Here is a 22,838-nt window from a genome sequence, read left to right as displayed (position 1 = left end):
TTGGTCGGGGAAGCTGACGCTGTCGATGGGAAATTGCGTGAAATTCCACACGCGGGGCTGGGAGGCGGTCCTCCAGCATGCAGGTATGAACGTTGAAGCCGAACGCGGGCATGGGATCCGCCACACGCTGCTGCGGCCTACCCGATCCCTGCCGGCCAGCCACGCCCTCCCTCAACGCCATGGACCGCATCCGCACCCCGGCGGTCAGCAGCCGGCGGCCCACACGTACGGCATTCGGGGCCGAGCACCCGAATGGCCAACACGATCTCGAGCCACGTCCCAGCGCTGTGCTGCACCTTCCCTCCAACAAGCGGGTTTGGTCCACCGCGGGCCCCCACATCGCAGCGGTGAAGGCGAGCGCCTTCACCGGTTAAGGGTCCGCAAGGGGCCGACCTGTGTAGAGGGGAGGAAGAGAAAGCATTACGCCCGTTTTTGAAGATGATGACGAAATCAGCGAGCACACGAACACCGCTGAAACACACGGCGATCAGAATCAGCCGATTGGGCACAACGCCTGCCGTTCACCACGGAGTGTGAGCCGGAGCACCCAATGACTGCGCCCCCGCAACACGCGAGCGCCACTCCCGGCCCTGGCTGCAGGCCGGGAGCGCCGCCGCGCCCGGGGGCTTGGCTGGCGGCTGGCTAGAAGGTGGCCAGCCGGAGCTGCAACCGGCAGCCGCCAGGTCGGTCGTCGGTGTCGATGCGCATGGTGTACGCGCGGGAGTTGTCCACGGGGCTGAAAAGGCCTGGGAACGGGCGGGCGTTCCCGCACTGGGCGCGGTCGCCGTCCGAGGAGTAGTCGACGTCGATCGACATGCCGATGGGGCTCGACAGAGCGAACGTGAGGTCGCAGCCACCGGGCCGGTTGTCGGTGTCGATCCGGATGCTGGGGCCGAAGGTCCGGGACGTCCTTTGTACCGGCATCTGGTGAGTGCCGGGGTTTCCGCATTGGGCCGGGTCAGCGCCGGGCGTGGGCTTGAAGGTGTAGGTGACGGAGGTACCGGCCAGGAGCGCGTCGGGGTCGTAGATGCCGAACGCGAGATGGCAGCCGCCGGCGCGGGAGTCGGTGTCGAAGCGGATCGCTTCGGTCACGTCATGGTCGAACTCCCACTGCTCGCCCGTTCTGCCGCCGCACTGTGCGGCATTGCCGTCGGCGCTGAACTGGATGCCGATCTGTGGAGCGCTGAAGGCCCTGGTCCGAGCCTGAGCGAGGGGTGCTGGAACAACACTGGCCGCAGCCACCGTTGCGGCAGCGGCGCAAAGCACCAGCACCCTGCGCGTGATGCCCTTCATGGCATCGAGTCCTTCCGTATGAGAGCAAGATCCGCCCAACGGACAAGGTTCCGGCGCTCCAGACACCCCAAACCCATTGCTCCCTAATAAATAAGCGCATACACCCTGAATAGCTCAATAGGCATCTTTTCTCGCTCGAACTCGGCGTCTGCAACGGCCGAGAAGGCCGTCTACCCAGGGCGGGTCTCAGCCGCGAACCTGCCGGGCTGGCCAGCGACAGCGCGCACGCGCTACGCGGCCAGTACCTTCGCGAGTTCCTCAGACGTCGGGCGGGCGGCAGGGCCTGCCAGGAGCACGGCCTGCAGAGCCTCTTGGAGATCGGGCCAAGGCCGGGAAGCGGCCATGGGGATGGTTCCAGTGGCGATGTGCTCGCGGAGCTGGTGCGGGGTGCAGGCCTTCGGGTCGATGCCGGCGGCCTCGTAGTCCAGGGGCCATGTGCCGGTGGTGCAGGTGCGCAAAGTGGCGGCGAGTGCGTACACGTCGGCGGCCGGCGTGACCTTGACGGGCTTGTCCCCGGTCAGGACGGCGGCGGCGAGTTCGGGGGCGAGCAGGTGGGTCAGGCCGCCGTTGAAGTCCTCGCCTTGGTCCCAGCCGCACCGCCAGGCCCAGGCGAGGTCGATGAGCTTCACACCGGTGGCGGTATGGAGGGCGTGGGAAGGCTGCAGGTCAGCGTGCACCCAGCCGGCCGCGTGCAACTCCGCGACAGCCGCACACACCTCGACCGCCGCCGTGCGCGCCTGCTCCAGGCCGGCCGCGCCGCTGCTGGCGCGGACAGGGGCGAACAGCTCGTACGTGGTCGGCCCAGAAAGCCATGCGGTCAGCAGCCAGGCCGCGTCCGCGGTCACGCCGCCGCCGGGGAGGTAGTCGACCTTGAGAGCCCTCAGGGCGGCGGCTTCGCGGGCGGTGATGGGGTAACCGGGGCCGCGGCCGACCTTCAGGGCGGCGGCGCCCCGGCGGCCGACCGCCTTCCACACCACCGACCCACGGCGGTCGGTGACCGCGGTCAAGGTCAGGCCGGAGCCGCATTGCGCGGCGACCGCGACCGTGGCGGCCGTCGGGATCGGGGGCTCGGTGCTCACGGAGTGCTCTCCTTCTCGGGCCTGGGCAGTCGGGCGGCCCAGGAACGGACGGCGGACCAGTCGCGGCCCAGGGCGTCGAAGACGCTGCGCCGTCGTGGTGGCCCTCGCGGACGGCCTCGGCCAGGTCGGGGGTGTTATGGAGGAAGCGCGGGTCGCGGGGGCGGACGGCGGGACGGACGGACAGAAACGTGGCCGGCGGGACGGGCAGGGTGGCGCCGTGGCGGTCGGTGCCCTGCTCGCCCTCCCAGAACTTGCCCAACATCAGCCCGACGGGGCCGTAGCGGTTCTTCAACGCCCAGGGCGGCCAGTCAAGGTGCCGGCACGCGGCCCCGACGACGACCAGGTTCTCGCACACCAGGTGCCCGCGGGCGCCCTTGGCCAGAAGACGTACCCGCTCCGCCGCAGCGACGGCGGCGGTGAACAGGGCGCCCTCGATATCGAACAGGTCCGCGCCCGGCTCGATCGCGTACGTCGTCCAGTACGTCAGCCCGTAGCCCACCGATGGGCCGAGGTAGGGGCAGTGCGTCGCGGTCGCCTCGATGTACTCGGCGAAGGCGGGGGTGGTGGTGCGGTCGGCGGTGATGCGCAGAGCCCCCACCCGGGCGGGCGAGGGCTCCGGTGCGCGGCCTGGGTCACTGCGCGGGCTCCTCGGTGAATTCCGGGCCGCAGTTCCACGAGACGGTGACGCGGCCGGTGGTGATGTAGGTGGCGAAGGCCTCGCCGTCCAGGCGGCCGCGCTCGTCGGTGAACCAGATCGCCGGCAGCGGCCCGTAGGCCTCGGTGTAGGCGTCGACCCAGTCGATCGAGCCCGAGCCAGAGATCGGGCTGTGGCCGACAATCGAACCCGCGTGCTCGAGGGAGAAGGCGGCGTAGGCGGGGGTGGTGAGCTGGTCGTGCCAGAAGGCGTCGACCGCGCCGGAGAACATCTGCGGCAGGCTCGCCCCGGCGCGGTGGCGTTCGCCGGCGATGGTCAGGAAGCGGGCCAACTCGGTCCGCTCCAGGGTGGTGGTGGTCATGGCGGTGCCCCTCTCGCTCGGTGGCAGGCAGGCGGTAGGTCAGATGCCCACGACCGCGCCGGCGGCGATGCGAGGGCGCCGGTCCTGGTCGGGCATCTCGACGGTAGGGGCCGCCAGGAGGGCGAAGGCGGACACATCAGGGGACATCTCACGGAGCTCGAAGAGGAGTACCGTCGGGGCCATCACCTCAAAGTCGGCCACGGCCATACCGCCACCGGTCCGGTGGCGTACGGGGGGTCTTGATGCCCGAGCAGGGGAACCCACGGTTCACCGCCCCCTGCCTCGCCCGCGGCTGGACTCTGCAGCCCGACGTGGCCGCCGCCTACGAGCAGCACGCCGCCCTGCTCGGCGAGCACGCCACCATCACCGTGCGGCAGGTCCGCCGCTGGGAATCCGCGGCGCCCGGCTGGCCCAACACCCTCTCCCGCCGCATCCTGCGCGCCATGTTCGGCATCCCCCTGGAGGAACTCGGCTTCACCCCGCCACGTTCGCACCACCACAAGACCGCCCCGGCCGCCGCGGCTACGGAGGGCACGGGGGGCGCGGGGAAGGCCATGCGCAGGCGGTCCTTCCTACAGGGCGTCGTCGGTGCTCCCCTGCTCGAGGCAGACGGCGCGCAGCGGCTGGACAAAGCGCTGGGCGACGCCCGCCGCTACAGCGACCGCACCCTGGTCGGCCACTTGAGAACCGTCCTCGACGAGACCGCGCGGGCCGACGGCCGTCCCGGCACGCGCCGCGCGCTGCCCGCGGCGATCGAGCTCCTTGAGGTGGTCGGCGAGCTGCTGCGGGAGAGCCCCGCGCCGGTGCGGCGCGAGCCGTTCGCGCTCGGGGCGCGGGCGGCGGAGTTCACCGCCTTCCTCCACCGCGACGGCGGCGCCCCCACCCAGACGGTGCTGTTCTTCCACGACCGCGCGGCCGAGTTCACGATGCTCGCCGGGGACGACCCGATGCACGCCTACGTCTTGCTACGCAAAGCCCAGGCCGTCGGCCGCGAGGACGCCGACCGGATGCCCGACCTCGCCGCCGCGGCCGCGCACGGCCCCTTCCCCGGGCCCGCGCCGAGGCCCTGCAGCAGCAGGCCCGCGCCCTCGCCCTGACCGGCGCCCCCACCGACGACGTCGCCCGTGCCCTGGACCAGGCCCACGTCGAACTCGGGCCACTGTGCGCCGGATACAGCACCGACCGCCTCGCGGTGCGGAGTGCGATCAGCTACCGCGAGGCCGGACAATCGGCCAAGGCCGTCGAAATGTTCCGCTCCCGCCTGCCTCACGCCCGCTTCGCGCCCCGGGACCATGCGTTCTTCACCGCCCACCTCGCCGGCGCCCTCGCCGCCGCCGGCGAGCCCGACCAGGCCGCCACCACCGGCCTGACCGCCCTGGGCCTCGCCGCGGGCCCCGGCTTCGGCCAAGCCCTCACCGAGCTACGGCACACCGCCGGACAGCTGCGACCCTACGCACGCCGGCCTGCCGTACGCGAACTCCGCCAAGCGCTGACCGCTGTGACCGTCTAGGTCCTCATGCTTCGCTCTGAGTTGCCCGCAGGCCAGAGAATCCGCGCTCTTGGGCTTCGGCTATCCGGTTGCCGTAGAAGGCAAGCCAGATCTGAGGGCCGACGATGCCCGGGTGGCGCCCGAGGTGAAAGAACTGCTTCAGGAACCAGGCCTGCCGGTCAGGATCCCGGACCTCAGCCGCCACCTCCTCAAGATCATCAAGGGCACCCAAGACCTCTTCGTGGAAGGTCAGGTAGCGTCCCCTCAGACCTGCCTCGCCCCCTGGTCCGCGGGCGGTGAGCGACCCCCGACCGTGCCAGCTCTCGTCCATCGCCTGAGCTATGTACCAGCGGACGGGGTCACGCTTCTGCTTCGCGTTGTTGCAAGGGCGGCAGGCAGGAAGAAGGTTGTCCAGATCGTCGGAACCACCGTTGGCGAACGGTACGACGTGGTCCATGGTCTCTGCGGGGCGACTGCACCAATAGACGCATCGCCCTCCGTTTGCGGACAGCACGCACATGGCTTCCCAGAGCATGAAGCTGCGGCGGCGCCTCTCGGTTGCCTGGCCCGGCAGGAAGCTACGTCGGGGCACGCTCAGTCCTTCTATCGCAGAGATGCTGCCAGCACAGCCAAAGCCGGGGGCGCGATCATCGCATGACCCGGCAAACAAGCCCTACTCGGCAGTCAGGAAGCCGGTGACGCGCTCGATGAACTGCGCCTGCCAGGCCTGCGACTGCGGGTGCGCGTATGCGGGATCCTCGTGCACGGCGAACCCGTGCTGCGCGCCCTCGAGCTCCATCAACTCCGCCGGCCCGCCGAGCACGCAGACGTAGCGGCGGGAGGACTCCACCGGCACGAACGTGTCCTTCGTACCGTGCACCAACAACGCTGGCGCCCGCACCGCACGCAGATACACGTCCGGGTCGAGGTAAAACACCTCGTTGTGCAGAGCCCGGCCCAGCTCGAACGGCGACAGCTCCGTGAAGCCTCGCTCGTCCAGGTCCCGGGCGGCCTCGGGGGTGAGGTAGTCGCCGTCGAAGTAGGGGCGGCCGTCGACGTAGCGGTCCTTGTAGTCCAGCCGCGGGTTCAGCAGCACCAGCCAGTCCACATCCTGCGGCCGCGACCCGGCGTGCAGCGCGGCCGCCCCGCCGGCGAACGACGCCGCGATCACATGCACCGGGCTCCCGAGCCCAGACTTCGTGCGGGCGAAGTCGCCGGCCGCCCGGGCGACCTGCTGACCCTGCACACCCTGCACTGGGCCGATGAAATCCGGGACCCCCACCAGGAGGTCGCTGACCTGCCGGGCAAGGCGGAGCCGACCCCGGCCTAGGGGAAAATGGCCCACCAGCTCATCGACGCGCTCACCACCGACTGGAACCCCGAGGACTTCCACGACACCTTCCAGGAGAAGGTGAAGGCCCTGATCGAGGCCAAGGCCGCGGGCGAAGCCGTGGAGAAGGCCGAGCCGGCCGCCCAGCCCGCCGGCGTCGTCGACCTGATGGAGGCCCTGCGCGCGAGCGTCGAGCGGGCCCGCAGCCCGAAGGACACCGGAGACAAGGCCCGCACCTCCGGGTCGCTACGGTCGCTGACGAAGACCGAGTTGTATGAGAAGGCAGCGGCAGCCGACATCCCGGGCCGCTCCTCCATGAACCACGACCAGCTCGCCGACGCCCTCACACACGCCGGCCAAGGCCGGCGCAAGACCTGACCTGCCCGCCGGCGTACGTCCGGCACGGCGCGGCCGCGGTCAGGACACCGTCACGCGCACGTACAGCTCGCCCGTACTGATCGCCTCCGCCTGCTCCCGGAGGTCCGCGTCCGTGAAGCCCAGCAGCGCCTCGTCGGCGGCCCGGCGGAGCAGCGGAAGGATCTCGGCGACGGGCCGGCCCCGACGCACATCCGCGAGCTCGGCGAAGGCGCGCTGGTAGGGGGCGCCATAGGTGCTCGCGCTGTCGGCCAGCAGCCGGTCAAGGTGCTGCCGCTCGATGCTGATCTCGCCCATGACCTGTTCCTCACATCCTCAGCGGTCCCGGTCCGGACCCCCGCGCCTTCGACGCTACGAGGCAGGTCTGACATCGCCCCCCCGACCCAGCACCGGGCGCGTTGCGGCTGATCCTGGACAAGCTCGCGAGTGGGCGGCGGCATCAGCCCCTCGGCGGTGAGTAGGTGCCACTGGCAGCCGGGGACGAGGCGGTCGAGCCGCTGGAACTCCTCGAGCTGGTAGGGCAGCACCAAGGCGTCGAGGGCGTGCTGGGCGGGTAGCCAGTCGTGCTGGCCAGGCCGGCCATCGCATAGCGGCCCTCCAGCCACCCCGCCCAGCTGCCCGGCGGCGGGTTCGCCCTCGACCCGGCCGCACAGGTCCAGAGCCCACTGCGGCGTACGGTCTTCCAGGCCCGCGCCAGGGCCTGAAGCGGAGCCCTGGCAGCCAGCTCGACTCGGCGCCAGATCGTCAGCTCCAGGCGCGGCGGGGGTGGATTTGCGCTACGGTGCTCGCGGCTGGACGCGCACCGCCACCCGCCGCAGGCTCGACGCCCACGCCGTCGGCCGGCGATCGGCCAAGGTCCTTCGGGGCCCGCGGAGTCCGCAGACGTGTACCTCCCGTCGGTGGGCAGCGTGGGTGTGCCCGCCGGATCCGGAGACACTGATGCCCCGCAGCCAGAATTCCGCCGCCCAGCGCGCCCGTGAAGCCCAGCAGCAGGCCGGCGGGAAGTACACCGCCCTGCTGCGCGACGCCGAGGACACCAAGCTGCCCCGAGCTTTCGCTTTCCGCGACCTGCTGGCGGAGTGCTCGACCTCTCCCCAGATCACCGTGGCCTGGGGCTACGACCCCGAATACGACATCCACGGTCCGCAGATGTTCAACTCTGAATTGATGGGTGGGCCGGTCCCCTACGGCACCGTGCTGGCTCTCGCCGGGGCGTTGTCACAGACCGAGATGGACACCGCGCTGCTCGTCGAGTCCCACCGTCGCCTGGAGAGCGCGGTCGTGAGCTGTGACGGGCGCCGCTTCGACCTGATCCTCACCCAGGAAATGATCTACGAGCTCTGTCGGACCCCTCAGTGCCGCCACCACCCCGTAGAGGAACTCGACATCCCCTTCTGCACCGATCATCTCGCCGAGCGCTCAGCGCACGAACTGGTGAGGATGGCGAGCAACTGGGGCCACACCCGGATGGAGGCCGGCTCCAACAACCCGGGCAACGCGAGCACAGGGCCGGAGGGTGACCAGCTCGTCCGTGCCGCCGTGGCCCGCGCCACCGTCGCGAGGGTCCTCGACCGGATGCTCGAGGCGTGCTTCGGGGACCTGAACCTGATCGACGACATGTACTGGGACGCTGACGTCGCCATGGCCGTACGCCACGGGATGGACCGCGAGCGGCTGCGCCTGGAGAAAGTGGCGAACACCGAAATCTCCAGGATCCGAAAGGCCGCAGGGAACTGCGCCGCGTGCGGCCGGACGCTGTCCCGGCACAGTCCCGGCTGGATGGTCCCCCCACAGTTCTGCTCAACCAACTGCGCCCCCGCCACGGCGCCATAACCGGCCGACCCCTGGGCTCAGCTCTCCCCGTGACCCCAGTTCCTGCGCGGGGCAGAGCAGGCCGGTGCGCGACACCAGGGCCCGGCGGGCGCCGGGCGGGGCGGTCACCAGTCGGTGCTGCCGGGCCAGATGGCGTCGACTACCCACGGCAAGGCGACCTGTTGCAGCTCGTTGGCGAACCGGTCGCGGGAGCCGGTGGCCACCTGGGCGGCCCACTGCCGCGCGGCGCCCGCGGCCCAGTCGGCCACCTGCAGCTGCGGGTGGGCGGTGCTGTCCGGGAACTCGATCCGGCTGGCCATGAGCGGGGGCATGAACCGCCCCGGTTCCGACGGGTCCGGGATCCGGTGCACCGTGCTCAGCAGGGCCGCGTTGCAGTGGATGACCTTGGACTCGTCGTGCACTAGCCGGAACTGGCCGATGTCCTCGCCGAAGGCCCGGCACAGGGAGTAGAGCGAGGGGACCGCCGGGTCGAGGAGGTCCGGCTCGTCCCCGGCGGCGAGGCCGGCAGCGGTCTCCTCGGCCACCTCCCGGCAGTCCTCCAGGGAACCGATCAGCTCGGCGAAGTCGGCGGCCGCCACGGTGTCCTTGAAGGCCGTCACCGCGGCGAACAAGGCGTCGGTCGGCGCCTTCTGCCGCGCCCAGTCCCACGAAGGCCTGGAGCAGCCGGTCGTAGGCGGCCGGGGCGCCGAGCCGCGGGCCGACCGCGTGCAGCAGGTCGGCCAGGCGGAGCGCCTGGCCGTCCTCGTAGAGGTTGTGGCCGTTGGCGAAGACCTGCGGCTCGACCACCACGTCGACCAGCTTGGTCATCACCATGAACCGCTTGTCGACCACGTAGACACGCATGCTGCCGACGGGCAACTGCTCGAAGGCCCGCAGCAGCGCCCTCCGGCCCCAGGGTGAGCGGGCGAGGGAGGTGTACTCAGGTTCCTTCTGGCCGGACGGGCACTGCGGACCTCGTCGACGAGGGCGGCGGCCAGGTCGTCATCCAGGTGGACTCCGGCCAGCGTGAACACCGGCTGCTCGGCATCGAGCAGGTTGGGGCCCGAGTGCCCGGACTCGTCGGCGTAGACAACCGGCAGCCGGAAAGATGAGGTACTCATCGGGGCATCGTGCAGGGTGGATGCCCGGATCCGCTTCCCATATCGGCGGCCGGGACTTCACACTCGAGGCGAGGAAGGGACTCCGCATGAGCTCACAGCCCGTACACCAGCACACGGCCGCGCCAGCGGCGCCGGCTCCGGCCGCCGCAGCGAAACTCCGTACCCGGATCGCCGGTCACGCAGCGGCCAGGCGCTGACTGCCCGCCTTCGATCGCGACTGGAACGCCGCCCTGGAGGAGTCCCGGGCGACATTCGACCTGACCGCGCTGTACGACGTCGTGCGCGAGTGGGCCGGGGCGTCTGGAGACCGCGCCGGCGGTCGCCGCGTTCGTCGACTCCGGCTTCGCGGACACCGACAGCGTCGCCCTCGAGGACGTCCTCGGGGCCCGCCGGTGAGCGACGCCTGGCCCGTCCGGCTCGCCCCCAGACCGCGGCCTACCTCGCCGACCTCGACCCGCTTGTGCAGGTGATGGTCCGCGACCTCCTCGACATCGCCGCCCGCTCCCCGTGGAGCTGGCCCCAGTGGGACCGGACCGACCCCGAAGGCGAGGACGTGCGGCGGGCCTCCATCGGGGCGCTGACCGTCGTCTACTCGGTCAACCGGCAGCTCGGGCACCTGCGTGTCATCGCCATGGCCTGGGCCGGGTGACCTCTCACCAGGCAGCACGTCAGGTCTGGCGGACGGCACCGCGCGCTGGGGGGCCAGGAGCTCGCGCGCGGAGTTCACGATCAAGGCCCCCTGGACCTCACCTCCTGCACAAGACTCGATCCGGGGGCAGGCCCGGTGTCAGGGAAGGGCAGGGGATGGACACGACCACGGCCGTGATCACCATCGGTTCGGTCATCACCGCGAAGGCCTTCGCGCTGTGCGGGCTCTGGCTGCGCCTGCGCTGGCGGGCTCACCGCGAGCAGCGCCGGCACGACTACCTTCTCGGCATCGCGGACAAGGTAGTCACCGGCGGCCTGGTGGAACTCGATGACCAGGACCGTGACGGCCAGCGGCTGCGAGTACGCATCTCCCGCCCTCAGGAGCAAGGGGAGGGTGCCTCAGCATGAGCGTCCACGAACAGGGCGACAGCGCTGAACGCCCCGCCGTCGCACCAGCGACACCGGATCAGTTCGACCAGCGGCACGGCCTACGGCACGCGAAGGACCAGGCGTTCAGCTCCTTCTACCGCGCCACCGTCCGCTCCTTGGTGGGGTTCCTGGTGAACCAGGGCGCTGGCGTGCACGTCGCGGCGGATATCGCTCAGGACACGATGTTCTCCGCCTATCAGCACTGGGACGACATCAAACATCCCCGGGCGTGGGCATACACGGTCGCCTCCCGCGCGCTGGTCCGCAAGATCGCCTCCTGCGAGGAGGAACTCGTCGAACAGGTACCGGAGCCGACGTCGCTGCTGGCCAACCCGGACGCGATTGCGGAATGGGAGACGCTCCACGACCTGCTGCCCCTGCTGGACAGCTTGCCGGCCCGGCAGCGACAGATCCTGGCCTGGACCCTGTCCGGGTTCACCCCCGGCGACATCGCCGAACAACTCTGCCTAGGCGACGAGGCAGTGCGCGCCAGCCTCTACAAAGCCCGTCGCGCCATGGCCAAAGCGATCAAGGAAGGGGAGGAGGGACAGTGACCGGCCAGCACACGCACGGCAACGACGAGGACCAGACAGTCAGCAGTCGGCTCGACCGGCACCAGTACAGCCTGGACAGGAGCCTGGATCGTGCCCTCGATATCGAAGCAGGCCTGCGCGAAATCCTCATCCACTCCCGTCACGACACTGCTGTCGACGCCCTCGACACCGTCCTGGACGTCGAATCCGGACTGGCTGACATCCTTGCGCCCGCACCCCAGCCCCGGGCGGCCGAGACTCAGCACCGCCCCAGGGCAGGAAGCTCTCTTCCGGTACTCAGTCCCACAGACCGCATGGCCCTGCGCGCCCATCCAGACGTCAAGGCAGCAAGGCTTTGCCTCGAGCGTCACCTCGACCGCGACCGCAAGTTCCGCCGCGCCCACGCCGACGACCTCGCCCTCGCCCCCGGCCTCGCCCCCGGCCTCGCCCTCGCCCTCGCCCGCGCCCTCGCCCACACTCTCGCCCGCGACCTGGACCTCGCCCTCGAGCGCGCCAGCGAACTCCTGCTCGCCGACAACCGCGACCTCATTGGCCTTCTCTCCGTCACCCGCAGGCGCGCCAGCGCTTTCGCCAACGACCTCAACCCCAACCTCGACATCGGAAACAGCCTCAAGCTCGCCCGCAGTGTCCACGTCGCCCGCCGCCGCGCACGCGACCTCGGCCTCGACACCGACATCGTTTTTGCCCTCATCCTCACCCGCGCCCGCGCTTGCGCCCGCGACCTCGCCCACACCCACGAACTGGGCCGCGCCGACACTCCTAACCTCGATGCCTTCACCAAGATCCGTACCAACGAGGTTTGCCGGGCTATCGGCTTGGCCCTAGGCCAGGAGCCCCCTCGCCTCGATGCCGACGCGGCGTGCAGACTCCTGGACGACTTCACCCATGACGACCTGCGCGACGCCGATCTAACGGGGCTGCAGCACCTCAGCGGAGTGCATTGGTCGCAGCGCACCCAATGGCCCCCGCCCGTAGACACCGAAGCCCTCAAGGCCCGCTCAGACGAGACCCCGCCCGGAAGCGGAATCTGGGTCGTCCGATCCGGAACCATCCGTAACTTCGCCGATCTGACATGACCGGCGCAGACATCTCGGTTGGGTCCCGACGGCTGCGGAGGATGCGGGACGACCGGTGCCGTGCCCCGGGCTTCCCGGCCAGCGCAGGGCCCGCCGCAAGTACGAGAGCCGCGTCCACCTCTCTCGTGGCCGACAACCCGCGCTGAGAGCGATCTGCCGCGCCTGCCGGTTCGCGGAAGCGGCCTTCGCCCGCAGGGGGGTCGGGGCCGCTGCCGCAATACCTTCGCTACGTAGCTGGGTCCCAGTCCTCCGGGTCCGCGCCCTTCCCCTCGCCGAACTCCGGATCGGCGAGGTCGACGCCTTCAGCGTCCTCAAGCCCGGCGGCGGCGAGGAGAGCGCGGATGTCGGCTGGGCGGTGGGCGACTCCGATGGCGACTCAGTCGTACCGAACCCGGCGCCAGCCGTTCTGCCGCGGCCCTGCCTCAAGTGGCTCAGGTCCGGCAGCCAAGTCGGCTCCACGACTTGCCGCCCCTCCGTGCCTTCCTGACTTTCCGTCGGCCGCTGCTTCGATGTCAGCGCTACACGTAGACTCTGGGCTACCTCACTGAGGCTCTCTCCCTACACCTGCCAATCGGCAGGGCCCCTGATCGGGGGGCAACTGAGAGCACCGGGAGGTGCCGCATGACGAGCACGGACGGCACGGACAACAACGGCAAGAAGAAGCGCAACCGACGCAGGCCGCCCTGGCAGCGTGCGTTGGTCTTCTGGTCTCCGGTGTACGTGCCAGTGGTCGTCGAAGTGATGAGGTGGTTCAACCCCCAGGTGTGACCGTGCGCGATGCGCGGCCGAATGGTTGTGCTCGGCGGCGTACCGGGCCGCGGCGGCGTAGGCGCGGTTCCAGGCGGCGGTGAGCTGTCCTCCTTGGGCGGGAGACGGTCCCAGCGCATGCCCAGGACGTCGAGGGTTTGGAAGATGCCCACGGGGAGCTTGCCCGTGGTGTGCAGGCCGCGTTGGCGTGTGAGCCAGATCCCCAGGCGGACCCCGTGTTGTTGACTGCCCATCACCGCGGAACCAGCCGCGATGATGGGCCGTCGTGGTGACCGTGAGACTCTCCCTGCTCCGGAACGAGACCCAACGGCGCGGTCTGCGACTGTGGCACATCTGGCTCGTTCTCCCCCTGGCTTCATCACCGCGATAGCCATCGCCGGCGGCGCGTTCTGTGCCGGGTGGGACCTGCTCGGCGCCCACGGGCTCAAGCCCGAGCCTCGCCTCGACTCCAAGATTTCTCGTACTCGCGGCGGGCCTCGCGCTGGGTTGTTCAGCGAAGTGCGGGGGACCGCTGGCCAGGCCCCGACACCTGAAAAGGCGGGTGTCGGGGCTGACCTGGGAAAACGCTTCGATAGGGGGGTGGGGGCGGATTCAGCGGGCGGGATCGTGCCACGGCCGCGATGAAGCTGCCTTGCGAGGCAGCCACCGGGTCAGTCCCGCCAGGGGGTGCCGAGGGCGGTGGCGGCCAGGGCGCGCAGGTCGTCTCCGGGCGTGGTGGTCATGCGCAGGCGGAGACGCTGGCGAAGTAGATAGCCAGGCCGGTGGCTGCGGCGCCCGCGCCGGTGAGGATCGCCTGGAGGATGCCAGCGCTGGAGCGGTGGGCCAGCAGCCCTACAGTAATCGCAATGCTGCGGTCGGTGGACAGGGCGAGCAGCTTGGCTTCGTAGGTGAGAACCCGTTCTCGTGTACGGAGCCACCCGGTGCCCGGCGGGTCCCGCCACCGGGCTGCCGCTCCATCACCGGCTCCACGTTGCCCCCGTGCTCGGCGCACCAGGACACAGAGACCACGCGGCCGCACTCGTGCGGCGCGCAGCCGCAGGCCTGGCCTGGCCTTGCCTGGGCCGACGTACACCCTTCCTCGGCCGGCCGCTAAGACGTCCAGTGGAGGTGCCACCACAGGCCAATGACGGCCGGGGGCTGCAGAAGGCCAGCAGGAGAGGCTGCCGAAGATCCTATTGAGCCCTGTGTTGCTCACTGCTCCGTGCCGGGAGCCCGGTATCGCACTTGCTCGGCTCTGCGCAGGGCGTGGAGTGTTTCATCGACGGTCAGGAGGACGGTCGTCTCGAAGGAGCTGAGCGCGCCACCGCCGCTGATCGCCAGTGCCACCGCGGCCATGGATACGTTGTCCGGTGCTTCCCACAGGTTGTAGCCGTCGTGCGTGCCGAAGGCGTACCAGAAACCATGGAGCTTCCCGCCGACGGACTCGATGTACGACCGAGCGGCTTCTGCGCGGTCCTCGGGGTGCAGCGTCAGCCTCGCCCAGGTCTCTGGCGTGTAGCTGAATCTCGATAGATAGAGCGGCATCGCGTGTCTCCTTCGTTTCATCCACGCGTGCCCGCACTGGAGTGCAGGGTGCCGGACGTGTCGCGTAGGTCCCCCGATCAGCCGGGCACGATGACCGGGACAGCCCATAGCCGGGCGGCCACGTCCTCCAGACCTGCCAGGGCGGGCACAGGATCGGAGACCTGCCCCGGGCGGTGTCTGCCGTGCTCGCCGACGGGGTCGCGTTCGTTCTGCGGCCATCGAGCACCGGCGGCAGGAGCGGGCGGCGCCTTGTGGCGCGGAAGCAGCTAGCGGCACTGGCGCAGGCCCACCAGCGGCCGTCGGCTCAGGTACTGCAGGCCGCCGCGGCGCGGGAACTGGCGGCGGGCTCGGCCGATGTCCGGGTCGCGTACGACATCATCGACGGGTAGACGTCGACGAGCTCGTGGTGCAGACCCCCGCCTCCTGCTCCCAGGAGAGCCCGCGGCAAGCGAAAGCGCGCCAATCAGGACGACGACGCCTCGCAGGTCTTCAACGAGACGTGGCTGACAGCACCGACGACGACGGCACGCTGACCGACCCGAAAGGATGGCGAGTTCTAGCGGGTGGTCACCTGAGACGGTACGACGTACACCTTCGGCCTGAACAAGTCGCCGGGCGCTCCCGACTCCGACCGTACGAACTCGGTCTGAACCGTCCCTGTGTACGGCGATGACGCCGGGGAACCCGGCTGCAAGAAGGGCACCTCCTTCTCCACTCGCTCGGTCCAGCAGGCCTCGCGCTGGAACCTCGACCTCGTCCAGGACCTCCGCGGCAAAGGTTCCACGTACTGGCACACCAAGGAGGCAACTACTATGCAAAGAATGGCGTTACGGTTCCTCGGTCGGGCTTTCCTCGGGTTCCGCTGGGTTGTTGAGTACGTCGGCGAGGGCCGCGCCGACGATCGCGTGGGTGACCGCCCGCCACGGCTCGAAGACGTCTTCCTCCCGGAACGGCGAACCGAACATCAGATGCACCGACTTGTTGACGACGGCGCCGATGAGGACGACCATCCTGGAGCTGATTCCGAGCCCGAAGGCGTCGATCAGCAGGGTGTCCATCAGGTTGTCGATGTCCAGCGGCTTCACCATCCTGTCGCCCAACCAACGAGACGCCAGGGCCGCGATCAGGGCGAGCGGCACCGCTGGCACCAGGCGCCAGATCTCCCGGCTACGCAGGAAGGACTTCCACCACGGGACAGGCGGCCCCTCGTAGTAGGTGGTCTTGTACGTGCCGTACGGGTCCGTAAAGTTAACGGTGGTTTTGGAGTTGTTGGGGGTTCAGCGGCGGGCGGCTGAGAGCCGGCCGTCGAAGGTGATGTCGAAGGCGTTCAGAGCGGCCTTCCACCGCTGGGTCCAGCGTTTACGCCCCTGGCCGGTGGGGTCGAGACTCATGATGGCCATGTAGACGCACTTGATGGCGGCCTGCTCGTTCGGGAAGTGCCCGCGGGCCCGGACGGCTTGCGGATCCGCGCGTTCACGGACTCGATCGCGTTCGTTGTGCAGACGATCCGTCGTATCTCGGTGTCGAACTGGAGGAACGGCACGAACCGGCCCACGCGTTCTCCCACAGCCGCACGATCGCGGGGTAGTTCTGGCCGGGGGCGGGCCTGGCGGCGGGACCCTGCTGGGCCGGGAGCGCGGCCACAGCCCGGTCGACGCCGGCCATGCGCGCCGCAAGCAGGGGCCAGGCCCGGGTGCTGACCAGCAGGCCGGTGCGCAGCACGGCCGCGCGTAGAGCTGCCAGGATCGGGATGACCGCGGTACCGGTGAGGGTCTTCGTTGCCACATCGATGAACCACGCCCCCACGGGCGCACCAGCTCCCCATCCGCATCGACCACCAGCGACGCCTGAACATGGTCGGCCTCCCAGGTGTGGTTCCGCCACTGCATCGGTCGACGCCCGACCACATCATGAGCCCGGGCCGCCTCCGGCCCCCGGGCCAGAGCTGCGCGCTCCCCCGCGGTCAGAGCACGACGCACCGCACGTAGGGGCGTCGACAACGACGGCACCGGATCCGGTAGAGGGAATGCGTCGGTCGGCGCACCGCCCGGAACCGCGACAGCCGGCCCACCGGCCGCCCTCCGGGCCCGAATCACCAGCTACCAGCGCGCCCCTGAGCGGCCGTCCTGGCTGTGGGGCGCCCGGGCGTTCGCCTACGCCCGGCCGGCGGCCGGGACGCCATCGTCGTTCGCGGCCTGCGCCTGGTCCGCATCACCCCCGCCGCGGGCACCGCATCCCTTGCAGGCCGCAGCGCCGACCGGCTCGGGTGCGGCCCCGGACATGTCCGTCCGGGGAGGTCTCGTCGCCTCGGCGTGCCGGGACAGGATGTGCCCGAGGTGCTGCCAGCGGCGCAGTTCGCGGGCGTCCAGGTGATGCATGCGGCCGACGCCCGACGAGGTCCAGGCGGTGGCACCCGTACCCAGTACGGAGCAGATCAATGCGAACCACACAAGGTTGTTGGTCACTGCGGGTCCTCTCCGGTGAAGGTGATCATGGGGAGCGCGTTCCGGCTCTCCGGCGACATCTCGTCATAACGCTTCGGCATATGACGGGTTGCGCTCCGTCAGCCGTTTGCCGTCACGACGGCCACCGGCCCGGCGGCGGACCGGACGACCATGCGGGCATTCCCGATCAGGGGCGCGCGCCCGGGCGTGAGCGCCGTGGCGCGGCCCCGTGCGCGGTGCCCGTCGACCGTCCGATGATGTGCCCGCAGCCAGCGGAGGTGCCTCTCCGGGACGCGCGGACCGATCGTGCCGACCGAGGCGATCGGGCTCCGTCGTCCCCCCTTCGAGCTGGAAGGACCGCCGCGCCGACCGGATACCGGACCACCGCCCCGACGTGCCGTCCGTGAGCGCAGAACCGATAAAAGACACTGGTCAACACTGCTTTACTTCGTCGGCGTCACCTGTACGGAGCAAACCCTCGCCGGTATCCGGAGCGTTGGGTGGACTATGACAAGAGCAAAGAACGAAGCAATGTTCTCGCTGAGCACAGGGAGCGACGCGGTCGACGGGCAAACCCGGACCGCAAGGGTGGGGAAATGGACGTACACGCCCGTCCCGCCAGGCGCGGCCGAGGAAACTGACGCGACCCTTCACCGTGAGGGCCTGGAGGTCAACCTCCACTATTCGTCCTCGATCTTCGAGGACTTTCTGGACACGGTGTTCAGGATCCAGGACGAGTTCAACCGGAGGTCGCAGGAGGTCGCGGCGCTCAAGGCGCCGACCGGCGAGTCACGTGGGCGGATGCCCCGTGTATGAGCAGTACGGCCACTACTCGCCCCAGTCGGAGCCCGCTGCCTTCTGGCCGGAGGCGGACCGGGAGCAGCACGCCGCCTACGGCGGGCCGCTCGGGCCGGGCGGGGTCGACGCCCCGTGGGACCTGTCGGAGGAGCTAGCCCATCTCTGCAGCACAGGTAACGTCGCGGCACCGGGGCGGGCAGAGTCGATCGGCCAGGTCACGTTCGGTCAGACCTGCGACGAGACCGTCACCGGCGTCGGAGTCGGCCTCGCCTCGGGCCCGGCCGACGGAGGGCTCCCACCGGGCATCGGCCAACGGCATCCCGCACCGGTCCCGGGCGGGCACCGCCGGGGGAGCACGGCGAGGACACCGGTGGTGGCCGTCCTGCGGACCAGCAGCCTCTGCACGGCCGTGCTCGTCGCCGTCATCGCCACCGTGGTCAGTATGTTCAGCGGTCTCGCCGTCTGCGAGGCCCTGCGGCACAGCGCCGGGCCCCGCACGGCGCACGACGTGGCCAGTTGGTGGCCCCTGCTGATCTACGGCCCCTGGATGGTGGCCTCCCTGTCCATCCTGCGGGCCGCCCTGCACCAGCACCGGGCCCTGCACTCCTGGTCGATCGTCCTGCTGTTCTCCACCCTGGCCACGCTGCTCTGCGTGGCCCAGGCACCGAGGACGTTCGCCGCGCAGGCCGCGGCCACCCTTCCCCCCATCGCTGCGCTGGCCTGCTTCCAGCAACTCGTCCGGCAGATCACTCTGACGCGCCCACCCCGCCAACTCGCTCCGCGGCACCGCAGCGGTCGGTCCGCCCAACTCCGGCCGCCGACCGCGGCGGGCGGCAGGCCGGGCCCATCGCTCCCCGACTACGGGGGGCGGGACCAGCGGGACCCCGACCGTACGGGCACCGGGTACCGGTACCGGTTCCGCTACGGATCGTGAGGGTCGCGCGCTCCCGCCGGGTGCTGCCCGGTCGCCCCCGGCTGCCCGGGGCGACCGGGGGCGGGGCGGCGGCGCAGGAATCCGCCGTGCGGGGGCGGCCGGGCACGGGGCCACGGAGCGCGGTGGCGCCGACGCCCAATGCCATGCAGTCGAGCGCCGCTAACTTCTCGGACACCTCAGCCCTTCCCGGAAACCCACGAACGTGATCACGTGCACCCCAGGAACGAAGATCGAAACCCATAAGTCACGGGCTGCGCACAGTCTCAGCCCTATGAGTCTCCCGCGCTGACCCACCGTGGCCCTGCCCTCGAGCACCGCACGAGGGCTTCGACCCGCCCCGTTCGCGGCGCGACGCGCTCCATCCACCCGACCCAGACCGAGAGGTCGACACCATGACCCACGTGCTCACCCACGCCGACGCCGACCGCCTCCGGTACAGGCGGCGCCAGGACGCCGCGTACCAGGCTGGGGAGGAAGCCGTCACGAACCTTCAGGCCGCACTCGCGCTCGCCGGGCTGGCCCTCCCCTCGCTGGGCAACGACGGGCCGGTGGGCTGCCGCGGTTTCGTCCGGCTCGGAGGGTGCAGCGTCGCACTCGCCAACCGGCTCGCCGAGGTCATCACCGCAGGTGCCCACGCCCTGGAAGGCCCGCAGCTGTGAGCGCCGGGACATCCAGCCGGTGACCGGTTCGGAGGACACCGCATGAACGCCTGGCAGGCCGACCCCTACCGGTTCCCCGGCTTACGGGGTCTACCGTACGACGAGGAAGCCGGCGCCCGGATCCCCGCGAACCCCCTGTCCGATCCCCTCCCCGACGCGGACCGCCGACCGGGCACCGAGGGCCTCACCCACCGTCGACGCCACGACCTGCACACGTGCCTGACCGTCGCGGGCATTACGCCGCGCGACGGCGACCTGCATGCCATCGACGTGCTCTGCCGGGTCGACGACACCACGTACGTGGCTCTCCGACGATGGATCACCGGATCCCCCTGACCGGCCTCTACCAGCCACGAGCGGACAGCCCGTCAACTCCGCATTGGGCCAAACAGGTGGTGCTCGCGATGCGGGTGCACGACCTGATCGGCCGCCTATGCACAATGCGTTCTGTCGGTGTCTGACGTGAGGTGTGCAGCCCGCGCGCGTTCTGGAGCTGGAGGTACACCGCCCATGGCGGCGAACGGACATGCCACGGTCAGGAGGCGCCGCCTGGGCGCGGAGCTCCGCCAGCTCCGCAAGGCCGCAGGCATGACCTCCATGCAGACGGCAGGACATCTGCTGGTGTCGCAGTCCAAGATCAGCCTCATCGAGACCGGCCGCCGCGCCATCAACCCGCGCGACGTACGCGATCTGTGCCGGCTCTACGGAGTCGCCGACCAGGACCTCGTCGACTCCCTGATGCGGATGGCCAAGGAATCGCGCCAGCAGGGCTGGTGGGTTTCCTGCGGAAACATCCCGTACGGCGTCTACGTCGGGCTGGAGACCGCAGCCGCCTCCATCCACACCTACGAGCCGCTGGTGATCCCCGGCCTGCTCCAGACCCGCACCTACGCGGCCGCCCTCATCACCGAAACGGTCCCTCACATCACGGACGAACAAGCCGCCGTCAGCCTGGACGTGCGGCTGCGGCGCCAGCACCGGGCTCACCACCCCGCCCGTTCCTTCCGGTTATGGGCGGTGCTGGACGAATCCGCACTGCACCGCGCGGTCGGTGACCGCGAGGTCATGCGAGAACAGCTGGAGCACCTCAACACCCTCGGCGCCGAACCGCACATCACCGTGCAGGTCCTGCCCCACTCCGCCGGAGCCCACGCCGGGCTCCTGGGCCAGTTCTCCATCCTCGGGTTTCCCGACGCGGATGCGGGAGTCGTCTACCTGGAGCGCTTCACCAGCGATCTCTACCTGGAGAAGCACGCCGACCGGCACCCGTACCACATCATGTACGACCACCTCCAAGCCCAGGCACTCAACCCCCACGACACATGGCACTTCATCAACGACCTCATCAAGGCGTCCTAGCACCGCGACGGTGCTTGCCGTGAGAGCAGGAAGCAGCGCCGCGACCGGCTCCACACCGACCAACTCGCCGCCCTCGCCGACCTCGGAGTCCAGTGAGCCGTAGCAGGCCGCGCCGAAAGGCTGCGCCAGGCAGCCATCCGTTACGGACGACCGGCCCACACTGTCATCGATCAGTAAAACTGCCCAGTCCTTGGCGGATGCAAGCGTGGCGACCCAGGCCCACGGCGTCGCAACTGATCAGCGACAGATCTGACGCAGCGCGGTGCCCACGTTCCGCATCATCGTCACGTCCCGCAGAGCGCCGCCGACCACCAGAGCCGTCCGCCCCGCGCCGAGCGGGAGCACGTCGTACCAACAGCGCCGGGCGGCCCCCGGCTGCGCGGTCGGCACGAGCGACCGCGCCACCACGAGCTCCTCCGGCTGTGCGACGGCCGCCCGCCCCACCACCGTACGCAAAGGCGCCCGGCCGGACCGAGGTCCTGTGGCCGGGCGCCGTTCGGCGCCGTGGGGCGGTTCTTGTATGCCTGAACAGCTATCCGATGGTGAGGAACGTGTGCCAGTCGTCCTCGTCACGGCCGCTGGCGTCACCGAGGGTCGTCGTAGTGCCGCCGCGCCAGAGGTACTGATAGCCGGTGGGGGTCACGCCCCAGATGTCGGGGACACCGTCCCCGCTGGCGTCCGGGGTGCCCAGGACCAAGGGCATGGCTGCCCGGCCCCATCCCGTGGTGGCGTACGTGTAGTCCTTGGAGTCCACGGCTGCCCCGGCGGTGGCCAGCGACGCGAGGTCGGCCCCACCGCTCGCGCCCGGCTTCCCCGCGCGCAGGGCCAGCCCCCGGTTGGGATCGGCGTCGTCGCGGAAGACGAGGTCGGGGACCTTGTCGCCGGAGATGTCGCGGACACCGACGATGTCGCGCTTGGTCCATCCGGTGGCCGACATCAGCTTGGCCTGGCCGAAGCTTCCGCCGGTGTACCCCGTGAACGCCCAGAACGCGTCCCCCGCACGCGCGAAGGCATCGGGAAGGCCGTCGCCCGTCACATCCTCCGTGGTGACGATCTGCGTGAGCGAGGCCGCGTCGGGTGCGCCGGACGGCAGCAGCACCTCCATGCGGCGGCCGATGTCGAAGCGACCGGCCCCGTCACCCGGGTAGACGTACAGCTTGCCGTCCGGCATTCGGGCGATCAGATCGGTGACTCCGTCGCCGGGGAACCAGTCCACGGAGTGGCTGATCAGCGCGGACTTGCCCGACGCGTCCTTCCAGTACCCGTCGGCCACGGGCTTGCCGTTGTCGACGGCCCCGGGCAGCCAGGCGTCAGTGTCCCCCGTCGCATCACCGGCGCAGGTGCGCAGATTGCCCTTGGCGTCCACTGCAAGGATGTCGGGGAAGCCGTCACCGGTGACGTCGCCGGGCTTGTCCAGGCTGGCCCGGGGCCGGACGTAGAAGAGGTAGGTGGTCGGCGCGGACAGGTTCCCCGCCTTGTTCACGGTGCGCACGTACAGCACGTTGGGACCCGCGGTGTCGACCTTGAGCTTGATGGAGGCGAGCGCGTTGGCCGTGTCCCACACCCACACCTTCTGGTCGTAAGCCGGCCGGTTCAGACGCCACTGGAACTCCCGGATGTCCTCCGCCTTCGTGCCGTTGCCCAGGACCTCGATCCACTGGTCGGGGGTGCCGGCCGGGGCCAGGCTCCACACGGCACCGTCGGGGCCCGGCGGCGGGAAGTGGGCGGAGCGGACGGCCGGGCTGGCCGGAGCGGTGTGGTCAACCGTGAAGGTGCACCAGCCGCCACCGCCGGAGTCGGCGGGACCGCTGCCCGCGGACCCCGACCCGTCCCAGTCCACTGTCCGGGAGAGCCAGAAGTACTTGCGGCCGGACGTGAACTTGTCCCAGGAAATTTCCTTGGTGACCACTCCGTCGCTGTTGGGCCACAGCCACTCACTGTGGATGTTCTGGCCACTCGCGGCGTCCCAGACCTCGATCTGGACCTGCTTGAGGTTGCCGTCCGGGTCCGTGCCCTTCACCTGGAAGATCACATTGGTCTTGCCGATGCCGGTGCCCGATCCGCTGGTCAGGCAGGCGCCGCGCCGTCGACGCGGCAGGCCGCGCCGGCATCGCGGTCGCCCGCGAAGAC

31 protein-coding genes and 1 pseudogene are annotated in these 22,838 nt (G+C 70.2%); 18 read left to right on the top strand and 14 right to left on the bottom strand.

Annotated features, from left to right (window positions below):
• Positions 1 to 642 precede the first annotated feature (642 nt).
• The 4 genes from ACIQCH_RS26105 to ACIQCH_RS26090 all read right to left on the bottom strand — a co-directional run bounded on the left by ACIQCH_RS26105 (position 643) and on the right by ACIQCH_RS26090 (position 3,571).
• Positions 643 to 1,293: a hypothetical protein gene (locus tag ACIQCH_RS26105; RefSeq protein ID WP_402584663.1), complete on the bottom strand. Its 651-nt coding sequence runs from the start codon at positions 1,291 to 1,293 to the stop codon at positions 643 to 645.
• Between the two features lie 230 nt (positions 1,294 to 1,523).
• Positions 1,524 to 2,372: a hypothetical protein gene (locus ACIQCH_RS26100; protein WP_402584661.1), complete on the bottom strand. Its 849-nt coding sequence runs from the start codon at positions 2,370 to 2,372 to the stop codon at positions 1,524 to 1,526.
• A gap of 632 nt (positions 2,373 to 3,004) precedes the next feature.
• Positions 3,005 to 3,388, bottom strand: a complete 384-nt coding sequence (locus tag ACIQCH_RS26095; RefSeq protein ID WP_402584660.1) for a hypothetical protein — start codon at positions 3,386 to 3,388, stop codon at positions 3,005 to 3,007.
• 39 nt (positions 3,389 to 3,427) lie between these two features.
• Complete coding sequence (locus tag ACIQCH_RS26090) at positions 3,428 to 3,571, bottom strand: hypothetical protein (protein ID WP_402584658.1); 144 nt, start codon at positions 3,569 to 3,571, stop codon at positions 3,428 to 3,430.
• A 59-nt stretch (positions 3,572 to 3,630) separates the two neighbouring features.
• Between ACIQCH_RS26090 and ACIQCH_RS26085 the strand changes: the two genes are divergently transcribed.
• Complete coding sequence (locus tag ACIQCH_RS26085) at positions 3,631 to 4,485, top strand: hypothetical protein (protein WP_402584656.1); 855 nt, start codon at positions 3,631 to 3,633, stop codon at positions 4,483 to 4,485.
• 95 nt (positions 4,486 to 4,580) lie between these two features.
• Positions 4,581 to 4,898, top strand: a complete 318-nt coding sequence (locus ACIQCH_RS26080) for a hypothetical protein (RefSeq protein WP_402584654.1) — start codon at positions 4,581 to 4,583, stop codon at positions 4,896 to 4,898.
• 4 nt (positions 4,899 to 4,902) lie between these two features.
• Here ACIQCH_RS26080 and ACIQCH_RS26075 read toward each other — a convergent pair whose 3' ends face one another.
• On the bottom strand, positions 4,903 to 5,397 hold the full coding sequence (locus tag ACIQCH_RS26075; RefSeq protein ID WP_402584717.1) for an HNH endonuclease: 495 nt from the start codon (positions 5,395 to 5,397) through the stop codon (positions 4,903 to 4,905).
• 153 nt (positions 5,398 to 5,550) lie between these two features.
• Positions 5,551 to 6,054 (bottom strand): alpha/beta hydrolase family protein, encoded by a 504-nt coding sequence (locus ACIQCH_RS26070; RefSeq protein ID WP_402584652.1) that lies wholly within the window; start codon positions 6,052 to 6,054, stop codon positions 5,551 to 5,553.
• Between ACIQCH_RS26070 and ACIQCH_RS26065 the strand changes: the two genes are divergently transcribed.
• Both ACIQCH_RS26065 and ACIQCH_RS26060 read left to right on the top strand, forming a co-directional pair.
• Positions 6,049 to 6,207 (top strand): hypothetical protein, encoded by a 159-nt coding sequence (locus ACIQCH_RS26065; RefSeq protein ID WP_402584650.1) that lies wholly within the window; start codon positions 6,049 to 6,051, stop codon positions 6,205 to 6,207. The two genes, ACIQCH_RS26070 and ACIQCH_RS26065, sit on opposite strands and share 6 nt — an antisense overlap.
• Before the next feature lie 6 nt (positions 6,208 to 6,213).
• Positions 6,214 to 6,585: a hypothetical protein gene (locus ACIQCH_RS26060; protein WP_402584648.1), complete on the top strand. Its 372-nt coding sequence runs from the start codon at positions 6,214 to 6,216 to the stop codon at positions 6,583 to 6,585.
• Positions 6,586 to 6,624: 39 nt separating this feature from the next.
• On the opposite strand, the gene ACIQCH_RS26055 is transcribed toward ACIQCH_RS26060, so the two are convergent.
• On the bottom strand, positions 6,625 to 6,879 hold the full coding sequence (locus ACIQCH_RS26055) for a hypothetical protein (protein WP_402584646.1): 255 nt from the start codon (positions 6,877 to 6,879) through the stop codon (positions 6,625 to 6,627).
• A 642-nt stretch (positions 6,880 to 7,521) separates the two neighbouring features.
• Between ACIQCH_RS26055 and ACIQCH_RS26050 the strand changes: the two genes are divergently transcribed.
• Positions 7,522 to 8,415, top strand: a complete 894-nt coding sequence (locus ACIQCH_RS26050; protein ID WP_402584645.1) for a hypothetical protein — start codon at positions 7,522 to 7,524, stop codon at positions 8,413 to 8,415.
• A gap of 104 nt (positions 8,416 to 8,519) precedes the next feature.
• Here the strand turns inward: ACIQCH_RS26050 and ACIQCH_RS26045 are convergent, their stop codons facing one another.
• Entirely contained in the window at positions 8,520 to 9,014 is a 495-nt protein-coding gene (locus ACIQCH_RS26045) for a hypothetical protein (protein ID WP_402584643.1), read from the bottom strand.
• Here ACIQCH_RS26045 and ACIQCH_RS26040 point away from each other — a divergent pair.
• The 7 genes from ACIQCH_RS26040 (at position 9,001) to ACIQCH_RS26010 (ending at position 12,990) form a co-directional block, all read left to right on the top strand.
• Complete coding sequence (locus ACIQCH_RS26040) at positions 9,001 to 9,315, top strand: hypothetical protein (protein WP_402584641.1); 315 nt, start codon at positions 9,001 to 9,003, stop codon at positions 9,313 to 9,315. The genes ACIQCH_RS26045 and ACIQCH_RS26040 overlap by 14 nt on opposite strands.
• A gap of 397 nt (positions 9,316 to 9,712) precedes the next feature.
• Positions 9,713 to 9,985 (top strand): DUF6247 family protein, encoded by a 273-nt coding sequence (locus tag ACIQCH_RS26035; RefSeq protein ID WP_402584716.1) that lies wholly within the window; start codon positions 9,713 to 9,715, stop codon positions 9,983 to 9,985.
• The gene (locus ACIQCH_RS26030; RefSeq protein ID WP_402584639.1) at positions 9,985 to 10,164 is read left to right on the top strand and encodes a hypothetical protein; all 180 of its coding nucleotides are present in this window, start codon (positions 9,985 to 9,987) and stop codon (positions 10,162 to 10,164) included. The genes ACIQCH_RS26035 and ACIQCH_RS26030 overlap by 1 nt, the downstream gene beginning before the upstream one ends.
• A gap of 155 nt (positions 10,165 to 10,319) precedes the next feature.
• On the top strand, positions 10,320 to 10,571 hold the full coding sequence (locus tag ACIQCH_RS26025) for a hypothetical protein (protein WP_402584637.1): 252 nt from the start codon (positions 10,320 to 10,322) through the stop codon (positions 10,569 to 10,571).
• Positions 10,568 to 11,146 carry an RNA polymerase sigma factor gene (locus ACIQCH_RS26020; RefSeq protein ID WP_402584635.1) on the top strand — a complete coding sequence of 193 codons (579 nt, stop codon included), beginning with the start codon at positions 10,568 to 10,570 and terminating at the stop codon, positions 11,144 to 11,146. Before ACIQCH_RS26025 ends, ACIQCH_RS26020 begins: the two co-directional genes overlap by 4 nt.
• A complete protein-coding gene (locus ACIQCH_RS26015) occupies positions 11,143 to 12,222 on the top strand; it encodes a hypothetical protein (protein WP_402584633.1) in 1,080 nt (359 codons plus the stop codon). Before ACIQCH_RS26020 ends, ACIQCH_RS26015 begins: the two co-directional genes overlap by 4 nt.
• 621 nt (positions 12,223 to 12,843) lie before the next feature.
• On the top strand, positions 12,844 to 12,990 hold the full coding sequence (locus ACIQCH_RS26010) for a hypothetical protein (RefSeq protein WP_402584632.1): 147 nt from the start codon (positions 12,844 to 12,846) through the stop codon (positions 12,988 to 12,990).
• Positions 12,991 to 14,181: 1,191 nt separating this feature from the next.
• On the opposite strand, the gene ACIQCH_RS26005 is transcribed toward ACIQCH_RS26010, so the two are convergent.
• Positions 14,182 to 14,514, bottom strand: a complete 333-nt coding sequence (locus ACIQCH_RS26005) for a GYD domain-containing protein (protein WP_402584630.1) — start codon at positions 14,512 to 14,514, stop codon at positions 14,182 to 14,184.
• 182 nt (positions 14,515 to 14,696) lie between these two features.
• Here ACIQCH_RS26005 and ACIQCH_RS26000 point away from each other — a divergent pair, with 182 nt between their 5' ends.
• Entirely contained in the window at positions 14,697 to 14,903 is a 207-nt protein-coding gene (locus ACIQCH_RS26000) for a hypothetical protein (RefSeq protein WP_402584628.1), read from the top strand.
• Positions 14,904 to 15,341: 438 nt separating this feature from the next.
• Here ACIQCH_RS26000 and ACIQCH_RS25995 read toward each other — a convergent pair whose 3' ends face one another.
• From ACIQCH_RS25995 to ACIQCH_RS25985, 3 genes and pseudogenes are all read right to left on the bottom strand, one after another.
• A complete protein-coding gene (locus ACIQCH_RS25995; RefSeq protein WP_402584626.1) occupies positions 15,342 to 15,653 on the bottom strand; it encodes a hypothetical protein in 312 nt (103 codons plus the stop codon).
• 138 nt (positions 15,654 to 15,791) lie between these two features.
• Positions 15,792 to 16,110, bottom strand: a pseudogene (locus ACIQCH_RS25990) (transposase); the annotation flags it as partial.
• 557 nt (positions 16,111 to 16,667) lie between these two features.
• Positions 16,668 to 16,979, bottom strand: coding sequence for a hypothetical protein (locus ACIQCH_RS25985; protein ID WP_402584625.1), 312 nt, complete (start codon positions 16,977 to 16,979; stop codon positions 16,668 to 16,670).
• A 510-nt stretch (positions 16,980 to 17,489) separates the two neighbouring features.
• Here ACIQCH_RS25985 and ACIQCH_RS25980 point away from each other — a divergent pair.
• The 5 genes from ACIQCH_RS25980 (at position 17,490) to ACIQCH_RS25960 (ending at position 20,708) form a co-directional block, all read left to right on the top strand.
• Positions 17,490 to 17,774 carry a hypothetical protein gene (locus ACIQCH_RS25980; RefSeq protein WP_402584623.1) on the top strand — a complete coding sequence of 95 codons (285 nt, stop codon included), beginning with the start codon at positions 17,490 to 17,492 and terminating at the stop codon, positions 17,772 to 17,774.
• Positions 17,767 to 18,690: a hypothetical protein gene (locus tag ACIQCH_RS25975; RefSeq protein WP_402584621.1), complete on the top strand. Its 924-nt coding sequence runs from the start codon at positions 17,767 to 17,769 to the stop codon at positions 18,688 to 18,690. Before ACIQCH_RS25980 ends, ACIQCH_RS25975 begins: the two co-directional genes overlap by 8 nt.
• Positions 18,691 to 19,082: 392 nt before the next feature.
• Entirely contained in the window at positions 19,083 to 19,349 is a 267-nt protein-coding gene (locus ACIQCH_RS25970; protein WP_402584619.1) for a hypothetical protein, read from the top strand.
• Between the two features lie 42 nt (positions 19,350 to 19,391).
• On the top strand, positions 19,392 to 19,685 hold the full coding sequence (locus ACIQCH_RS25965; RefSeq protein ID WP_402584618.1) for a hypothetical protein: 294 nt from the start codon (positions 19,392 to 19,394) through the stop codon (positions 19,683 to 19,685).
• Between the two features lie 174 nt (positions 19,686 to 19,859).
• A complete protein-coding gene (locus tag ACIQCH_RS25960; protein ID WP_402584616.1) occupies positions 19,860 to 20,708 on the top strand; it encodes a helix-turn-helix domain-containing protein in 849 nt (282 codons plus the stop codon).
• A gap of 237 nt (positions 20,709 to 20,945) precedes the next feature.
• Here ACIQCH_RS25960 and ACIQCH_RS25955 read toward each other — a convergent pair whose 3' ends face one another.
• Positions 20,946 to 21,113, bottom strand: coding sequence for a hypothetical protein (locus ACIQCH_RS25955; protein ID WP_402584614.1), 168 nt, complete (start codon positions 21,111 to 21,113; stop codon positions 20,946 to 20,948).
• A 127-nt stretch (positions 21,114 to 21,240) separates the two neighbouring features.
• Complete coding sequence (locus ACIQCH_RS25950; protein WP_402584612.1) at positions 21,241 to 22,728, bottom strand: hypothetical protein; 1,488 nt, start codon at positions 22,726 to 22,728, stop codon at positions 21,241 to 21,243.
• Positions 22,729 to 22,838: the final 110 nt, after the last annotated feature.

Source organism: Streptomyces sp. NPDC093225, assembly GCF_044753805.1.
In the GTDB taxonomy this organism is placed as follows: domain Bacteria; phylum Actinomycetota; class Actinomycetes; order Streptomycetales; family Streptomycetaceae; genus Streptomyces.
This window is presented reverse-complemented; position numbering and strand designations above follow the sequence as displayed.

Coding starts and splice junctions, on each gene's coding strand:
- ACIQCH_RS25970 (WP_402584619.1), top strand. CDS start 19,083: ATGACCCACGTGCTCACCCACGCCGACGCCGACCGCCTCCGGTACAGG.
- ACIQCH_RS26105 (WP_402584663.1), bottom strand. CDS start 1,293: ATGAAGGGCATCACGCGCAGGGTGCTGGTGCTTTGCGCCGCTGCCGCA.
- ACIQCH_RS25960 (WP_402584616.1), top strand. CDS start 19,860: ATGGCGGCGAACGGACATGCCACGGTCAGGAGGCGCCGCCTGGGCGCG.
- ACIQCH_RS26020 (WP_402584635.1), top strand. CDS start 10,568: ATGAGCGTCCACGAACAGGGCGACAGCGCTGAACGCCCCGCCGTCGCA.
- ACIQCH_RS26050 (WP_402584645.1), top strand. CDS start 7,522: ATGCCCCGCAGCCAGAATTCCGCCGCCCAGCGCGCCCGTGAAGCCCAG.
- ACIQCH_RS26030 (WP_402584639.1), top strand. CDS start 9,985: ATGGTCCGCGACCTCCTCGACATCGCCGCCCGCTCCCCGTGGAGCTGG.
- ACIQCH_RS26095 (WP_402584660.1), bottom strand. CDS start 3,388: ATGACCACCACCACCCTGGAGCGGACCGAGTTGGCCCGCTTCCTGACC.
- ACIQCH_RS25965 (WP_402584618.1), top strand. CDS start 19,392: ATGAACGCCTGGCAGGCCGACCCCTACCGGTTCCCCGGCTTACGGGGT.
- ACIQCH_RS26060 (WP_402584648.1), top strand. CDS start 6,214: ATGGCCCACCAGCTCATCGACGCGCTCACCACCGACTGGAACCCCGAG.
- ACIQCH_RS26065 (WP_402584650.1), top strand. CDS start 6,049: ATGCACCGGGCTCCCGAGCCCAGACTTCGTGCGGGCGAAGTCGCCGGC.
- ACIQCH_RS26010 (WP_402584632.1), top strand. CDS start 12,844: ATGACGAGCACGGACGGCACGGACAACAACGGCAAGAAGAAGCGCAAC.
- ACIQCH_RS26055 (WP_402584646.1), bottom strand. CDS start 6,879: ATGGGCGAGATCAGCATCGAGCGGCAGCACCTTGACCGGCTGCTGGCC.
- ACIQCH_RS26025 (WP_402584637.1), top strand. CDS start 10,320: ATGGACACGACCACGGCCGTGATCACCATCGGTTCGGTCATCACCGCG.
- ACIQCH_RS26005 (WP_402584630.1), bottom strand. CDS start 14,514: ATGCCGCTCTATCTATCGAGATTCAGCTACACGCCAGAGACCTGGGCG.
- ACIQCH_RS26090 (WP_402584658.1), bottom strand. CDS start 3,571: ATGGCCCCGACGGTACTCCTCTTCGAGCTCCGTGAGATGTCCCCTGAT.
- ACIQCH_RS25980 (WP_402584623.1), top strand. CDS start 17,490: ATGTTCTCGCTGAGCACAGGGAGCGACGCGGTCGACGGGCAAACCCGG.
- ACIQCH_RS26075 (WP_402584717.1), bottom strand. CDS start 5,397: ATGTGCGTGCTGTCCGCAAACGGAGGGCGATGCGTCTATTGGTGCAGT.
- ACIQCH_RS26085 (WP_402584656.1), top strand. CDS start 3,631: ATGCCCGAGCAGGGGAACCCACGGTTCACCGCCCCCTGCCTCGCCCGC.